Raw genomic sequence first — 16,087 nt, forward strand, 5'->3', positions numbered from 1 at the left:
CAAATTATCCTGACTGCATAGGAGGGAAGCCGTCTCCCTGCCCCGAGGGGACGGCTCATGCTTGTTATTTAATGATGATCATTTCCGGTGCAGCACGCTCGGTGAGCCACTCTGCACCGTCTTCTGTGATGACGATGTTTTCCTCATGAACCATCTGCTTTCCTGGCGCGTAGTTCATGCCCGGTTCCAAAGTCAGAACCATACCCGGCACAAGCAAAGTGTTGTCGGTTGCTGTGTGAGATGGGCGCTCTGTCAGCTCCATGCCAAGACCGTGGCCAATGCGGCCTACGTCATTACCAAGAGCACCGGCTGCTTCCAGAACACTCCACATTGCATTGTAGATGTCTGTGGTCGTGTTGCCCGGTTTGGCGGCTTCAAAGCCTCTGGTTGTTGCTTCCCATGTTGCGCGATAAGCAGCAAGCGTCTCTTCACTTGCAGAGCCAAACGCCCAGTTGCGGTCAAAATCTGAGAAGTAACCATCTCTGACTGCACCTGTGTCGATGATGAGAACATCACCGTCATTCAGCACGCGGTCCGTTGGGCCCATGATGATGCTGTCATAGCCATCAGGACCGGACCCTGCGATAATGTAAGGGCACTCATCCGCACCTGCCGTGAGCATGTCAATTCTGAACTGCTTGCAGATTTCGCGCTCGGTCATTCCAGTTTTTGCGTAGTTTGGAATGAGGTCGAAGGCTTGATTGGTGATACGGCAGATTTGGCGGGTTTTGTTGATTTCAGCCGCAGACTTGATCTGGCGAAGATTGTGAATTGCAAGCGCAACGTCAACAAATTCTGACTCAACCTTATTGCGCAGTTCCAGGAAGTTATTTGTTGGCATGCGTAGATAGGATTCAATGCCGAGCGTTGCACCCACACGACCGTACTTTTTAGGCAAGTCATTCATGGCTTTGGCAACCAGAGAAATGCCATCATCTTCAGGGCAAGGTGATGCCCAGGTACGGATATCATCAATCCATGTTGCCGCCATTCCAGTGGCGCCAATCTCTGGAATCACCGCGATTGGCTTGCCTTCAAGAGGCACAATCAGAAACCATGGACGTGTTGGACTATGCCAAAACTGAGTGAAAAAACCAGAGAAGTAGCGGACATTTGGTTCTGTCGTGAAAAGGACAGCGTCCACTTTTTGCTCATGCATCACCTTTTGCAGGCGTGCTGTCCGGCTTTCAAATTCTGAAACTTCAAAGCCCCTCAAAGAAAACTCTGACATGATGTGCTCCCGTTTTATGACAGAGTGGCCGGACCCGAAATTGCAAATTTTGAACGCAAATGGGTTCAACCAGTCTTTGAGTTACATATTTAATACAATATCATTACAGTCAACAATATTAGACTGTAATAGGCGTTCATACATATATATTTCTGAATTTCCGTCCTCTTTAGTGGATAAAAAACCCGTATCACTACGTATTTTGGCTCAAAATTGGCTTTTACAGTTAAATGAAGTGAACTTTTCGTTGCAAACACCGGGAAACGTGGTTACCAACACAAGGAACCTATTACGCATTCAGGCGAGCCTTGAGAAAACAGTTATGATCGACCTCAATGACTTCACAAATGTAGAATGTCTCTTTGAAGATGATGATGATCGTCTTGCAAACTACTTTCGCATTGCAGAGACAGTCGCGGATTTGATCGGACCACACTGTGAGGTTGTGGTTCATTCTCTCAAAAACCTTGAAACGTCTGTCGCCAAGATCGTCAACGGGCACATGACGGGCCGAACAATCGGATCTCCGATAACAGACCTCGGTTTGAAAATGCTGCGGGTTTATCAGGAGACAGGCAATCTGACGCCGAAAGCCTACTTCACGCACAATGCTGAAGGGCAGTTACTTAAGTCAGCAACGACCATAATTCTTGGTGCTTCAGGTAAGCCAATCGGCTTGTTTTGCCTGAACATCAATCTATCCCTGCCCTTCTCAGAGATCATCAGCACGTTCACTCCAGATGCTGCTGAGGTTGCAGAAAAAATCACACCAGAGCGCTTCAGCACCAACTCAACTGAGGTCATTTTGGGTGCTCTGGAACAGGCGATCAAAGATGTGGAGGCAGACCCATCGGTGACACAGAAAGCCAAAAACAAGGCTGTCACCAGATTGCTTCTTGAACGCGACATCTTTGAATTCAAAGAAGCAACCGTACTTGTGGCGGAAAATCTCGGGATCACGCGACACGCCATCTACAAGTACATCCGAGAATCAAAAACTCAGATCACTAGCAAAGAGTAAGTAGAATGAAAAAATTAGTTGCGACAGAAAACGCTCCAGCTGCAATCGGACCGTATTCTCAGGGAACTGTTTTGGAAAACCTTGTTTTCACTTCTGGTCAATTGCCGCTTGATCCAAAAACAATGGCCTTTCCTGAAGGTGGCATCACTGAGCAGGCCAGAATGTCACTCGCCAATTTGAAGGCCGTGCTGGAAGAAGCTGGTGCTGGCATCGACAGCGTGGTGAAAACCACATGCTTCCTCGCTAAAATGGAAGATTTTGCAGCGTTCAACGAAGTCTACACGGAAGTCTTTGGCACTGAAGGTGCACCTGCACGCTCTTGCATTCAGGCGGGCCGCTTGCCGAAAGACGCGCTGGTTGAAGTCGAAGCAATCGCGTACGTCAAATAAGCTGCACCACATTCCTGTTGCTGCGCTCTGAGATAGAGGTCCCCACTCTCTTCGAGCGCAGCTCTCCTCCCCTTGCCCAAGCTGTTGAAGAGACCAAGATGCTTAAGATACGCAGCAATCGTTTCCGCACAGGTGAAACCAGTCCGCTGTTCACGACTGAAGTTGCAGAGAAAACGCGTGAGTTTCATAGCCAGATCCAAGGTTATGAGCCAACTCCCTTCACCAGCCTTCCTGCCTTAGCAAAGGAACTGGGCGTCAAAGCAATTTATGTGAAGGATGAGTCCCATCGCTTCGGACTAAATTCCTTTAAGGTGCTTGGCGGCTCCTATGCCCTTGGCCGCTTGCTTGCGAAGAAGCTGGATCTCGATATTTCGGAGATCGACCTGCAGACTGTCTCTCAAAAGTTTGAGCGCCCTATGGTCTTTACAACAGCAACAGCTGGCAACCATGGGACGGGTGTCGCATGGGCTGCGCGCGCTATGGGTCAGAAGGCTGTTGTTTACATGCCAAATGGCTCGCCTCAGTCAGCTGTCGAGCGCATCCGGGGTTTAGGTGCCGACTGTATCGTGACCGATGTGAACTACGATGACACTGTTCGGCTGGCGAATAAAACAGCTGAAGAGAACGACTGGGAGCTTGTTCAGGACACTGCCTGGGATGGCTACGAAGAGATACCAACCTGGATCTCCCAGGGCTACATGACAATGGCTGGAGAAGCAGCTGACCAACTCGCCAAGCTGGACGATGCTCAACCAACTCACGTCATGCTTCAGGCTGGTGTCGGAGCCATGGCAGGTGGTGTTCTGGGCTATCTTGCAGATGCGTATGGGCCTGAGAACTTTACCTCTGTAATCAGCGAGCCACGCGCTGCAGATTGCCTTTATCAATCTGTTTCCAGCGAGAATGGTGAGATGACTGCGGTTGAGGGTGACCTGACCTCCATTATGGCTGGTCTGGCCTGCGGCGAACCAAATCCAATCACATGGCCAATCCTAAGAGATTGCGGCGATCATTTCATCTCAGCAGAAGATAACATTGCCGCTACCGGCATGCGCATTCTTGGTAACCCACTCAAAGGGGATCCTGCGATCACAGGCGGCGAGTCCGGTGCTTTGAACATCGGCCTGCTTTACGCGATGAAGTCAAAAGCAGAGTACGCCGAACTGGCACAAAAAGCTGGTCTCAACGAAGAGAGTGTTGTGTTGATCTTCAACACCGAGGGCGACACCAATCCTGAACGTTACAGAAAAATCGTCTGGGAAGGCGCCTTGCCTCTTTAACCGTTTAAATTGCCCAAACAGAGCCGTTGCTCTGTTTGGGTCGACCAACTCAATTGGATACTACCAGATTACCGATAAGAACAACTGCAAAAGCTATTGAGGTATACCTCAACCCATGATGGGTTAGTTCTAGTGACCGCTTATAGCCCTCGACGCTAGCAACCGCCTCTCAATTGCCTGAGATTTGGCCGTGCAGCGAACGCCAGTAAAGTCCGCACTGTTACTGCTTACTCCCCTAAAAAAGTTGATAGCAAGTTCTGGCTAGGTATGCCGTAAATGTTCATTCTTTCGGAAGTTGGATAAACTTACTTATTGTCCTGAACAAATGTCAGAATTGTTTGCTCCAATGCTTGTGCGGCAGGAGAAGGTGGTGTCTCTGATTTTCGAATAATTTGGATCTCGCGTTGGATACTAGTATCTGGGAGAGGAATGAAGTTGATCTCATCTGTATTGAGCATCTGAGTGGTGGTGTCAGGTAGAATTGTTATACCGATCTGACTACGGACCATTGCTATCAACGAGGTTATGTTATGGACTTTTAGTCCCGCTTCAGCATGCAGCCTTTGACAAGCCGGAACTTGAATTGACTGAGACAGATTGTTTGCTATCAAGCGCTCTTCCCTCAGGTCCTCCCAATTCAAGCCCTGACCTTTCTGAAGCAAACCACTGGACCGGTGACACAGGATACCAAAGCGGTCAGAGAAGAGAGTTTGAGTATGAAATGAAGTGGCGTGGCCTTGTGTAGAGGCAATGCCCAGATCAATCCGGTCTTTTTCCAGCTCGCGTAGGATGGAAGCAGAATCCATGTCGCGAAGTTCGATGTGAACATCAGGGCGCATAGAAAGGAACCGTGCGATGACTTCCGGCATGATTGTGCTTGCAACGGATGGCACAGCAGCCAATCGCACTTTTCCGCTTTTTGCTTTTGCGAAGTTCACAATATCCTGCACCATGCCGTCAAATTGATAAAGTTCCCGCTCTGCCTGTTCCAGAACGAAAGATCCAAGTGCTGAGAGCCGGTTCTTACGGTCAGTCTCAAACAAGGATTGCCCCAGGTTTTCTTCCAGTTGCTTCAGCATCATGGAGAGTGCAGAGGGGGTGCGTCCAAGAACCTCAGCTGCATCGCTGAGGTTGCCGGTTCGTGCAACTGCGACGAAACAACGAAGCATCTCAATTTTGATCTGCATTTCAATTTTCCTGAAACAAATTACAGAAATTTGATTTTGACTGAAATTCAATCATGTGTCCATAGTCTGCTCAGTAATTCTACGGGTGAATAGGCAGCAGATCACATGGTCGACACAAAACTGAACCTCATTGCAGGAAACTGGACCGCTGGCACAAGCGAAGTTGAAAACCGGAACCCATCGGATCTGAGTGATCTTGTTGGTCTGTTTGCTCAGGCGTCTGCTGACCAGTTGGAAGCGACCTTAGATCAGGCACACATTGCTCAAGTGCAATGGGCCGCTTATGGCATTGAGCGCAAATACAACGTGCTGAATGCGATCGGGACTGAGATGATGGCGCGTGCGGAAGAACTCGGTACGCTGCTTTCTCGTGAAGAGGGCAAACCTTTCGCGGAGGGTAAGGGCGAAGTCTACCGTGCGGGCCAGTTCTTTACCTACTATGCCGCTGAAACACTGCGTCAGATCGGTGAAAACGCAGATTCAGTGCGGGATGGTATCGAGGTTGATGTCCGCCGGGAAGCTGTTGGCGTTGTTGCGATCATCTCTCCGTGGAACTTCCCAACAGCAACGGCTTCCTGGAAGATTGCTCCAGCGCTTGCATTTGGAAATGCTGTTGTCTGGAAACCCGCAAATTTGACGCCTGCTTCTGCTGTCGCTCTGGCAGAGATTATTGAGCGGCAAGACATACCCAAAGGCCTCTTCTCACTGGTCATGGGCTCTGGTCGTGACATTGGTCAACGTTTGGTTGAGAGCCCAAAGGTCGATGCGATTTCCTTCACGGGTTCTGTTCCGGTTGGCCGGGGCATTGCATCTGCTGCTGTTCAGAACTTCACGCGAGTTCAGATGGAAATGGGCTCCAAAAATGCTCTTGCAATCATGGATGATGCCGACCTTGATCTGGCTGTATCTTTAGCAATCGGAGGGGCGTTTGGCGGAACCGGGCAGAAGTGCACCGCTTCTTCCCGTCTGGTTGTCCACGAAGCCATTCATGATGCGTTTGTTGAGAAGCTCCTTGCCGGCACAAAAGCCATGAAGGTTGGCCATGCCTTGCAGACGGGAACTCAGATTGGGCCGGTCGTTTCTGAACAACAACTCAACGAAAATCTGGCTTATGTTGAGCTTGGTAAGTCCGAAGGTGCTGAGCTCGCATGTGGTGGGCAGCGTCTGGAGATGCCGACACAGGGTTTCTATATGTCTCCCGGTGTCTTCCTGAACTCGAATAATTCCATGAAAATCAACCGTGAAGAGATGTTTGCTCCATTGGCGGCAGTCATCAAGGTTGGCAGTTATGATGAAGCGCTCGCGACCGTCAATGACACCAATTTCGGACTGACATCAGGCATCGTGACGCAAAACCTAGCAAGGGCAACTCATTTCCGCAGAAACGCGCGTACTGGGTGTGTGATGGTTAATCTGCCGACAGCTGGCACCGACTATCACGTTCCATTTGGTGGTCGTGGAGACAGCTCATACGGCCCACGAGAGCAGGGCTCCCACGCGAAGGACTTCTACACCATCGTCAAAACCTCCTACATCTCATCCGGAGTTCCTGTGTGATGTGGATCGACAATCTTCAATATGCCAACTGGTCTGAGAAAATCTTTCGGCAAATGCGGGCGGGGGGATTAGACGCTGTTCATGTAACGATCGCGTATCATGAGAATTTTCGCGAGACAGTGCTCAATTTTGAGCAGTGGAACCGCTGGTTTGAGCAATACTCTGACCTCATTATGCCCGCTTATGTGGCCGCTGATATTGATGTTGCACGCGAAACCAACCGCACAGCAATCCTCTTTGGGTTCCAAAACCCAAGCCCGATTGAAGATGATATCGGCCTCGTTGAGATTGTGCACCGCCTTGGTGCACGATTCATGCAGCTGACATACAACAACCAGTCGTTGCTTGCCACAGGTTGCTATGAAGCTGAAGATACCGGCCTTACCCGGATGGGCAAACAGGTTGTGAGGGAGATGAACCGGGTCGGGCTTGTCGTGGATATGAGCCATTCTGCTGATCGGTCGACGATTGAGGCTGCGGATTACTCTGAAAGGCCAATCGCAATCACGCATGCCAATCCGTTTGATTGGGCACCTGCGCTGCGTAACAAGAAAGATGATGTTATTCAGGCCGTTGTGCAAAATGGCGGAATGCTGGGCTTCTCGCTTTACCCGCATCACCTCAAAGACAAATCGGCGTGCACGCTTGAAAGCTTCTGCACGATGATTGCACGGACCGCAGAAAAGTTTGATGCGCAACATTTGGGCATAGGCTCTGACCTTTGCCAGGACCAGCCAGATAGTATCGTGGAATGGATGCGCATGGGGCGTTGGACAAAAGAGACGGATTACGGTGAGGGCTCGGCGAGTGCACCGGGTTTCCCGCCAATGCCTAAATGGTTCGAGAACAACAAAGATTTTGGCAATCTTGAGAGAGGTTTGCGAACTGCAGGTTTCAATGAGGAGGAAACTGCGGGGATCATGGGCCGAAATTGGTACTGCTTTTATGAAAGCAGTTTTCTCGCAGCACCAGCCGAAAAGAGGCTGCTTAACTCACCCCCATCGGAGTTGAAGAAGAACTGTTCAGCCTAACTGAACATGCTGCATTGCCGTCACCAGGGAGGGAAACATGACGGACATTACCAAGCAATCTGTAGAGGATACGAACGATACCAATATGCCGCTGCTTGCGATTACAGGTGGCTTTATCGTGCTCTTCTGCTTAGTCGCACTCATCAATCTCGATGTATTATCGGCATTTGTTGATTGGGGCTTCAATATTTCAGCAACATACTTTGGCTTGTTTTGGCAGGTGCTGCTTCTGTCAACGTTTCTATTGGGCTTGATCCTTTGTGTATTGCCGGGCGGTAAGGCGATCATGGGCAACCTTGCAAAGCCAGAGTTTACTGTCTTCCAGTGGGGCGCAATGATCATGTGCACTCTGCTGGCAGGTGGTGGTGTCTTTTGGGCTGCGGGCGAGCCAATGGCACACTTCTTGTCATCGCCTCCACTGTTTGGTGCAGAAGCCGGCACGGAGGCTGCCGTGGATGCAGCCATGGCACAAAGCTTTATGCATTGGGGCTTTTTGGCCTGGGCAATCCTTGGCTCATTGAGCACCGTCATGCTGATGCATTATCACTATGAAAAGGGATTACCACTCGCCCCGCGGACATTGCTTTACCCAGTATTCGGTGACAAAGCGATCAACGGTCCAATTGGCCTCATAGCAGATGCGTCAAGTATCATTGCTGTTGTTGCTGGAACCGTGGGTCCGATTGGTTTCCTCGGGTTGCAGGTCAGCTATGGCCTGAGTGATTTGTTCGGCATACCTGATGGGTTTACAACACAAGCTGTCGTGATTGCTGGTCTGGTCGCGCTCTATACGATTTCAGCCATCTCGGGTCTCTCCAGAGGTATCCAGCTTCTAAGCCGCCTGAATGTCATTCTGGCTGCCGGTTTGCTGCTCTTCGTTTTGCTTGCGGGTCCTACAGCCTTCATCTTCAACAGCTTCTTTTCAGGTTTTGCAACATACCTTGGCAACTTCTTCGGTATGGCGCTCTATCGCGGTGAGGCTGGTGTCTTCGGAGAACCGGGCTGGCTTGGTTGGTGGACTGTGTTCTTCTGGGGCTGGTTTATGGGATATGGGCCGTTGATGGCGATGTTCATCGCGCGTGTCTCTCGTGGTAGATCCATTCGCTCTATTGTGATCATGCTGTCCATTGTTGCGCCAATTGTCACAAACTTCTGGTTCACTATCGTTGGCGGTTCAGGGATTGCGTTCGAACTTCAGCAGGCTGGCTCAATCGCGACTGCTTTTGAAGGCTTTAACCTTCCAGCTGCACTTCTAGCGATCACACAGCAACTTCCGCTTGGCTTCTTTGTCTCTATCCTCTTCTTGGTTTTGACAACGATTTTCGTAGCGACAACGGGTGACTCCATGACCTACGTCATCTCTGTCACTATGTCCAAGAGCGGTACACCATCTATGGCAGTCCGTGTGTTCTGGGGAATTGCAATGGGCATGATGGCAATAATCCTGATTTCTGTCGGGTCTGGCGGCGTTTCAAAGTTGCAGAGCTTTATCGTCATCACAGCGGTACCAGTATCCTTGCTACTCATTCCGTCACTTTGGGATGCTTTGCGCATCACAATAGCGAAAGGAAGAGACAGCTAAGCATGTTGCCCGAGTACATATACCCAATATGGCTCGGGCAATTTAAGCTTCGGATTGTCCAGAGGATGAGATGATTATGAGTGTTTGTGAAACCGATGCAATCCAGCTGCGTTCACCTGATAAGGTGATGAAGTTGAGCCGGCTCGGTTCAATCCATCAATCGCGCCTGTCCTTCATGCGTATTCTTTTAAGACGCATGCAGAATGAGAATTGGCGATTTGACCGACCTGTCTTTGATATTGATGAAAACGGTGTCGGGCATGCTGTCTATTGCGCTCATGGTCCGGACCGAACCTACTCTCTTGTTGCCTTCTCGCATGATCTTCCAGCTGAGAAACGATCAGATCGCGTGATCGCGGATGCCTGGGATGCAACGTTCACTCTTTTTGACGGTATTCCAACCTCTCAGGATATTGAACGTCTTTCTCGCAACGTACCTTTGCAAGAGGCTGGGCGCATTTGTGAGACAGAGCTGTCGCTGTCACGCGCCAACCGCTCAACGCGTTTGTGGGAGCACATCGTGGCGGCTCTGGCAGAGGGAGAGCAGCCGGATCTAGAGAAGATCGAAGCCGTCGGATATCTCATGCGCACCACTGCTGTTTATGGGTCAGGCAAGTTTGGGGCAGCTGATCGCGAAATGATCGCGGACCGTCCTGAGTTTCAAAATCCGTTCCAGGTGGAGATGCTTTCCGTCTTTCTGACACGTGCTTTTGTGCGCGACCTTGTCGAGTATATGGCGCGAATGAAGGGGGGAGAAAAAGCTGTAAAGTTGGATCCTGCTATCGCCCGTTCTATGGGCATCGGAAATTCAACTGGCCTCGGAATGGCGCCATTTCTGCTCAATCACCCTGTACTGTTTAACAACTGGATTGCCGCGCGGGAACAAGCGGCTGCACGCGTACGTGCACTCCCTCAGGCAAGTGAACAAGAGATTGAACTCTTTCGTGAGTTGTTGGCGCGCAGCATTTTATTGACCGCGTCCTGGACAACGGACCATCAGATCCAATCTGAAAAGACTGAAGGGCTCAAGCGTGACCTTGTGTCGTTGCAGCAGCAGGCCGAAAACATCTCTGATGCAAATGATCACCCTTGGAACCAGCTAAATACCTGGGCAGAAAAGGAACTGTCTCTGGAAGGGCAGGAGTGCCTGACTTCCTTGATGCTGGAGCCTTATGGCGCACTTGTTGATGATCTCGCAAACACCATGGCCGCTGACAACACGCCAACATTCCGCATTGCTGGAGCGATGACACTGCAGGATCTACGGGAAGTTCTGGAACGGGTCTATGGTTGGGCATTGGAAATTGATTGGAGTGATCAGCAGAACAAAGCAAAGGCCTGGTATGTCTCAGAGGAGAAGCTGGAGCCACGTCTGGGTGAACGCTTTGAAGAGCCGATTGAAGAATACGAGCAACCTTTAGCGCCCGGACGTGATGCAGCTGCGCTTTATCATGCTCTGGGCCACTGGCCAGAAGACAAAAACATCGCTCAGTTTCTGTTGAGGCATCCTGAATACCGTCACATCGTTCGCCGCGCTCAGATTGTCAATCAGGCGCCCTATGCTGAAATCCGCGACAACACGATTGCAAGCGATGTTCTACCGATCGATATGCTGAGATGTAAACTCGCCTTTTTCGGCGCAGTGCAATTCGATCCGCGCTCTGATCGTTGGGTACGCATCAACATGTATGCAAACGCGCCTTATCCGGAGGAGTTGGCGTTACAATCTGATGATTTCTGGGTCTATCCAGCACTGAGCAGGGGCAACTAGATGAGTTATTCTCTCAATGAAATCGAAGCGATGTGCAAGCGTGCTTCTCGCGGTGCAGGGTTGCCATGGGGCTTATGTGAGGAGGCCGCCAAAGGAACGCGCTGGCTCGCGTCCTTTGGATTCCCTGGACCGGATTTGCTGGTCTCGCTCTTAGAGTTGAACGACAGATTACCAGCAGTTGACCTGTCACCGGTGGCACTTCAGGGCATCTGGCGTGCTCCAGCGGGCAGGCTAAGCCCACTCATTGCGGGCGCCGCGATGAGCGATTGTGCGATCAAAATGGAGCTGGGCAACATCATAACAATGCTGGAAGTTGATTACCCATTGCTGGTCGTCCCTTTTGCATCTGGTGCAGCCTTGCGTCTTGGCCAGCCAGTTGCTGTGGAATGGGAAGGCACGCGCATGGTCACCAATGGCAAGGAACTCTGTGTTCGGGGCAACTCGGAGGCGATTTTATCCTCCCATGCCAAACGGGTTGAATGCTCTGCTCCGGCACAAATGCTCTCGCAAAGCAAACCTATCCATAGAGCGGTTGTTGGGGATGCATGTTGGGCCCGGCTTGGGGTATTTGCACAGCGAACTTTCGCCCCGGCGACAGAAGCATCCCGCCTGCGCGGCGCTGGTGCTGGCCTGACAGACAACGACTGATCAGCAGCCGCTCTTCAATCTCAAGATTAAGAAAACCGATGGAAGAGGTCAGGTGTTTGCATGAACACGCTGACTGATGAAAACTGGAGTAAAAATGAGCTCAGAACTCAAAAAACTAGGCGGTTCGAAGCGCTTTTCTGCCATAGCAATTCACAATGATGTTGTTCACTTGGCAGGTCAGGTGTCTCAGCTGGTTGAGGGTGACATCACCAAACAGTCAAAAGACGTTTTTGCAAAAGTTGACAGCTTGCTTGCTGAGGCAGGGACAACTCGTGAAAACGTATTTTCCGTCCAGATCTGGCTGGCAGACATGCGTGAATATGATGGGATGAATAACGTCTGGGATGAGTGGGTCGCTGATCTCAACGCAGCCCCAACACGAGTTTGTGTCGAGGCCCGCATGGCAAAACCTCACTACAAAATCGAGGTTCTGGTGCTCGCAGCGCTCTAACTGACTTGCAAGGTTGATCAGTAGACAGTCAGGCCTACTGATCAATTATATCAATAGGCTTATTATGTGCACCTTGTAGATTTGCCATCATCAACTAAAAGATGAGTCCTACATTGCGTAAGTGGGTATCACATATTCAAAATAGCAAAATGTTGATGGTGAAATTTGGTTTAATGGATATGAGCCCGACGTAATGCTGCCACTGCTATCAGATCTCAGTTACCATTGAAGGTAAGCACCTCACCCTTTTAGTAAGCAACGGTCCGCTGTGTTGCAACTCGCAGACAATGTGATCTGAGGCAACTAATCACATCTGCAGTTAAGGTGAGTTGGCCCTTCTGAGGGACATCGACGACTCGATGAGAAATCAGGCTGTTTGCAATTTGAGGATTGCGTGAACTGTACCGTTGGCTGCGTTAGCACTCATATCCGAGCAACTTCAACTCGCTCAAGGGCTAGACACTTCACTATTTCATAGCCCATCTTGCTTAGGTATACCTAATAATGGCTGAAATATGAAACCTCGCACCTTGAGTATATGCAAGATGAATTCAGTTTTATATTTGTAATATTTTATCACTTAGTATTCATGCGTGATATTATTATTTAATTTACTGTTAATTTATTTAAAGAAAATGGAGTTTTGCAGAGATTTTATTTACATCTCCCTTAAGGTAGTGACAGGTGAATCATAGCCAATGGACAGTAAATAGTGACTCTGCGCTTTCAACGGTCAGTTTTAATTCTAGGATTATTGTTATGGGCTCGTCCTGACGTGTATGCGCAGGCTGTGATTGATGATGATAATCCCCTGGGCCCAAACCAGACGGTTGGCGGGCCCGGTTCCACACATGGAGATACTTGGAATGTTGGCGGCACGCTCGTCGTTGGTGACAACGGAGCTGGCACTTTAACTGTTCAACAAGGTGGAGACTTAACCAGTGAAGTAAGCACGTTAGGTACGAATGGCTCATCAGGAACGGTGACAGTTACTGGCAGTGGTTCTACATGGACTGCAGATGGTAATCTTCGTGTTGGGCGTGGAGGGACGGGTATCTTCAATATTGAAGATGGAGCTACTGTTGCTAGTACTCAGGGCCGTGTTGGAGTGCTTGGGTCTCAAGGTACAACGACGATTACCGGAACTGGATCTTCATGGACCATTGATAACGACTTGATCGTTGGGAATGGTGGAACGGGCGATCTGATTGTCGAACAAGGTGGAGCTCTTATTACAGGTGAAAGCTCCGTTGGCGAAAACAATGGCGGTAGTGGCACTGGAGTTGTTACTATTCGAGATGCAGGCTCAACTTGGGATCTGAGTGATCGTTTGCGTGTTGGTATAGCTGGTACTGGTACTGTCAATGTTGAAAATGGCGCTAGCGTTACAAGTACAGATGGACAGCTTGGCGTTTCTAACAATTTAGGTACAGTGAATGTAACTGGAGCAGGATCAACCTGGAATGTTTCTGACGAGCTTGTAGTTGGAGCAACTGGAGCTGCTGGTGGCAACTTGAATATCTCTGATGGTGGTTCGGTTACCTCGCAAGACTCTATTGTTTCTGAATTTGCAAGCAGTAATGGAGCGGTGACAATCTCTGGTTCGGATTCAATCTGGACTGTTTCAGGAAACATAATCATTGGCCGACAAGAAGATGCAACCATTACCGTTTCCGATGGTGGGACGCTTGATACGCGTGGGAACAACACGATGGGTCTCTTCAATGGTACGGGCTCAGTTGTTGTTACGGGCACGGGCTCGAACTGGACGGCTGCAACCAATATTGTGGCAGGTCGTTCAGCTCGCGCGACCATCACACTCTCTGATGGCGGTGTTTTAGAGATTACTGGCGGAAATCGCAGATTGGTGCTTGGTCAAGAAGCTGGGGCTCGTGGAACATTAAATATTGGTTCCGCGACCGGAGAGGCGGCAACAGCAGCTGGTACGTTCATTGGCAATCAAGTGCGCCTGACAGCTAATCGTGATGTGATCGTCTTTAATCATACGAGTACAGATTACACATTTGATGCTGGGCTCTTTGGAGACGGCGATGTTCTCATTGAGAGCGGCACAACCACATTGACAGGGAACAACAGCTCTTACTCAGGAACCAACACGATCACGGGTGGGACGCTTCGCGTTACAGATATTGATCAACTAGATGATAGCTCTACTGTACTTAATGGTGGGAGGTTTTTATATGCTGACACAGCAAGTGGCTCAACCTCTGCACTAACGATTGGCAGTAGCGGCGGAACGATTGAGGTCTCGGAGAGCTCTGCCACTTTTACAGTTTCAAGCGGGTTGACAGGAACAGGCAGCCTTAGCAAAGACGGGGCCGGCGTTCTTCGTTTGACCGGCATGAATGATTATAGCGGTGGCACGACCATAACTGATGGAAGTGTGCAGGTTGATGATATCAACAGTTTGGGAACAGGCACGACGACACTTGATGGCGGAACGCTGAGCTACAGCGGAACAACAAGTGCCACATATTCAAATCTTGTCTTAAGTGCTGCAGGCGGCGCCTTGGAAGTTACTGAGAGTTCTGGGACACTTGAGGTTAGCAGCGATCTTTCGGGAACAGGGATCCTAACCAAGCAGGGCAGCGGGACATTGGTTCTCTCTGGGACGAACAGCTACAGCGGTGGGACTGTTATTTCAGCGGGAGTACTGCAAGTTGATGACCTGAACCGTCTTGGCACGGGATCTACTACCCTCAATGGTGGGTCTCTCAATTACACAGGTACAAGCGCTGTCACCCTCGCCGATTTGGTTTTAGGTTCCGCTGACAATACGCTTGATGTCAGCAATAGTGTAGCGAGTATTACGGTTTCGAGTGACCTTTCGGGCACGGGCAGCTTAACCAAGAGCGGAGCCGGTACTCTCATCCTCACCGGTACCAACACCTATAGCGGCGGAACAACAGTTTCATCGGGAACGCTGCAAGGCGATAGCTTAAACATTCAGGGAGACATGTCTGTCGCCAATGGGGCTACTGTGGCCTTTACTCAAGCGACAAACGGAACCTATAGCGGAGACCTTTCCGGCTCTGGTGCACTAACGAAGACCGGATCTGGTATATTGACCTTATCAGGTAACAACTCCAGCTACTCCGGTATTATCTCCGTTAATGGCGGTGGGTTGTCGATCTCGGCTGCCAATCAGCTGGGTACAGGGACCACTACACTCAATGGCACCTCCCTTAGCTATACAGCAAGCACCAATGCCACCTTATCGACCGTGGCTTTGGGGACAGGTGCCAGCACGTTCGATGTGACTAGTGCCGCAGGTGCTCTGACGCTTTCCGGCAACTTGGCCGGTGCAGGCAGCCTGATCAAGACCGGAGCAGGCACTCTTGTCCTATCCGGCACCAACACCTTTAGCGGCGGGGCGACCGTTTCTGTGGGAACCTTGCAGGTCTCTCAGGTCTCTCAGCTGGGCACAGGAACCACCACACTGGACGGGGCCACGCTGGCTTTTAGCGGAACTGGAACGCAAAGCTATAACGCGCTGACTGTTGGAGCTTCCGGGGGTACGGTAGAGGTGCAAAACGTTAACAGGACGTTACAGCTTACGAACACTGTAACCAGCACAGGAGCTTTCACCAAGACGGGCAGCGGATCGCTTGTGTTCAATAGCAGTAGCAACTCATTTGGAGCGGGCCTGACGGTTCAGCAAGGAACGTTGCTGATTGGCGATACGACAGACTTTAACACTGCATCTGTTCAAGCAGGTTTTACGATTGCCTCTGGAGGACGTTTGGGCGGGCATGGAACTGCAAGTGGCAGTGTGACACTGGATGGCGGCGTTATCGCCCCCGGCGCTTCGTTCGGCATAATCACGCTCGGCAGTCTGGATGCTACTGGCACTGGCGGCACGCTGGAAATGGAGTTTGGCTCTGATCCGGTATCTGGAATGACAAATGTTGATCAAAT

Annotated in this window: 12 protein-coding genes; 10 read left to right on the forward strand and 2 right to left on the reverse strand. The window is 50.4% G+C overall.

The annotated features are described in order from the left end of the window. Positions 1-64: 64 nt before the first annotated feature. Positions 65-1,231, reverse strand: coding sequence for a Xaa-Pro peptidase family protein (locus PsW74_RS08410; protein WP_063288417.1), 1,167 nt, complete (start codon positions 1,229-1,231; stop codon positions 65-67). A gap of 322 nt (positions 1,232-1,553) precedes the next feature. Between PsW74_RS08410 and PsW74_RS08415 the strand changes: the two genes are divergently transcribed. The 3 genes from PsW74_RS08415 (at position 1,554) to dpaL (ending at position 3,921) form a co-directional block, all read left to right on the forward strand. Then, on the forward strand, positions 1,554-2,252 hold the full coding sequence (locus tag PsW74_RS08415) for a PAS domain-containing protein (protein WP_063288416.1): 699 nt from the start codon (positions 1,554-1,556) through the stop codon (positions 2,250-2,252). A gap of 5 nt (positions 2,253-2,257) precedes the next feature. Further along, positions 2,258-2,641, forward strand: coding sequence for a RidA family protein (locus PsW74_RS08420; RefSeq protein ID WP_057464574.1), 384 nt, complete (start codon positions 2,258-2,260; stop codon positions 2,639-2,641). 98 nt (positions 2,642-2,739) lie between these two features. After that, positions 2,740-3,921 (forward strand): diaminopropionate ammonia-lyase, encoded by a 1,182-nt coding sequence (gene dpaL / locus PsW74_RS08425; protein WP_063288415.1) that lies wholly within the window; start codon positions 2,740-2,742, stop codon positions 3,919-3,921. A 305-nt stretch (positions 3,922-4,226) separates the two neighbouring features. Here the strand turns inward: dpaL and PsW74_RS08430 are convergent, their stop codons facing one another. Then, positions 4,227-5,108 carry a LysR family transcriptional regulator gene (locus PsW74_RS08430; protein WP_063305824.1) on the reverse strand — a complete coding sequence of 294 codons (882 nt, stop codon included), beginning with the start codon at positions 5,106-5,108 and terminating at the stop codon, positions 4,227-4,229. 105 nt (positions 5,109-5,213) lie between these two features. On the opposite strand from PsW74_RS08430, the gene PsW74_RS08435 reads away from it, so the two are divergent. The 7 genes from PsW74_RS08435 to PsW74_RS08465 form a co-directional block, all read left to right on the forward strand. Further along, positions 5,214-6,665: an aldehyde dehydrogenase family protein gene (locus PsW74_RS08435; protein ID WP_063289732.1), complete on the forward strand. Its 1,452-nt coding sequence runs from the start codon at positions 5,214-5,216 to the stop codon at positions 6,663-6,665. Beyond that, positions 6,665-7,696 (forward strand): membrane dipeptidase, encoded by a 1,032-nt coding sequence (locus PsW74_RS08440; RefSeq protein ID WP_063289733.1) that lies wholly within the window; start codon positions 6,665-6,667, stop codon positions 7,694-7,696. The genes PsW74_RS08435 and PsW74_RS08440 overlap by 1 nt, the downstream gene beginning before the upstream one ends. A gap of 37 nt (positions 7,697-7,733) precedes the next feature. After that, the gene (locus PsW74_RS08445; protein WP_057462238.1) at positions 7,734-9,278 is read left to right on the forward strand and encodes a BCCT family transporter; all 1,545 of its coding nucleotides are present in this window, start codon (positions 7,734-7,736) and stop codon (positions 9,276-9,278) included. Between the two features lie 76 nt (positions 9,279-9,354). Next, positions 9,355-11,049 carry a hypothetical protein gene (locus PsW74_RS08450; protein ID WP_244271774.1) on the forward strand — a complete coding sequence of 565 codons (1,695 nt, stop codon included), beginning with the start codon at positions 9,355-9,357 and terminating at the stop codon, positions 11,047-11,049. Next, positions 11,050-11,697 (forward strand): DUF3726 domain-containing protein, encoded by a 648-nt coding sequence (locus PsW74_RS08455; protein ID WP_063289735.1) that lies wholly within the window; start codon positions 11,050-11,052, stop codon positions 11,695-11,697. A 94-nt stretch (positions 11,698-11,791) separates the two neighbouring features. Further along, positions 11,792-12,148, forward strand: a complete 357-nt coding sequence (locus PsW74_RS08460) for a RidA family protein (RefSeq protein WP_082830507.1) — start codon at positions 11,792-11,794, stop codon at positions 12,146-12,148. A 790-nt stretch (positions 12,149-12,938) separates the two neighbouring features. Further along, positions 12,939-16,087 (forward strand): autotransporter-associated beta strand repeat-containing protein (locus tag PsW74_RS08465; RefSeq protein ID WP_193777954.1); only part of this gene is annotated, 3,149 nt, incomplete at its 3' end.

The sequence above is a fragment of the Pseudovibrio sp. W74 genome, assembly GCF_001623085.1.
Lineage (GTDB): Bacteria > Pseudomonadota > Alphaproteobacteria > Rhizobiales > Stappiaceae > Pseudovibrio.

Excerpts from the sequence above, each read along its gene's own strand:
- PsW74_RS08410 (WP_063288417.1), bottom strand. The coding sequence starts at position 1,231 with ATGTCAGAGTTTTCTTTGAGGGGCTTTGAAGTTTCAGAATTTGAAAGC.
- PsW74_RS08415 (WP_063288416.1), top strand. The coding sequence starts at position 1,554 with ATGATCGACCTCAATGACTTCACAAATGTAGAATGTCTCTTTGAAGAT.
- PsW74_RS08420 (WP_057464574.1), top strand. The coding sequence starts at position 2,258 with ATGAAAAAATTAGTTGCGACAGAAAACGCTCCAGCTGCAATCGGACCG.
- dpaL (WP_063288415.1), top strand. The coding sequence starts at position 2,740 with ATGCTTAAGATACGCAGCAATCGTTTCCGCACAGGTGAAACCAGTCCG.
- PsW74_RS08430 (WP_063305824.1), bottom strand. The coding sequence starts at position 5,108 with ATGCAGATCAAAATTGAGATGCTTCGTTGTTTCGTCGCAGTTGCACGA.
- PsW74_RS08435 (WP_063289732.1), top strand. The coding sequence starts at position 5,214 with ATGGTCGACACAAAACTGAACCTCATTGCAGGAAACTGGACCGCTGGC.
- PsW74_RS08440 (WP_063289733.1), top strand. The coding sequence starts at position 6,665 with ATGTGGATCGACAATCTTCAATATGCCAACTGGTCTGAGAAAATCTTT.
- PsW74_RS08445 (WP_057462238.1), top strand. The coding sequence starts at position 7,734 with ATGACGGACATTACCAAGCAATCTGTAGAGGATACGAACGATACCAAT.
- PsW74_RS08450 (WP_244271774.1), top strand. The coding sequence starts at position 9,355 with ATGAGTGTTTGTGAAACCGATGCAATCCAGCTGCGTTCACCTGATAAG.
- PsW74_RS08455 (WP_063289735.1), top strand. The coding sequence starts at position 11,050 with ATGAGTTATTCTCTCAATGAAATCGAAGCGATGTGCAAGCGTGCTTCT.
- PsW74_RS08460 (WP_082830507.1), top strand. The coding sequence starts at position 11,792 with ATGAGCTCAGAACTCAAAAAACTAGGCGGTTCGAAGCGCTTTTCTGCC.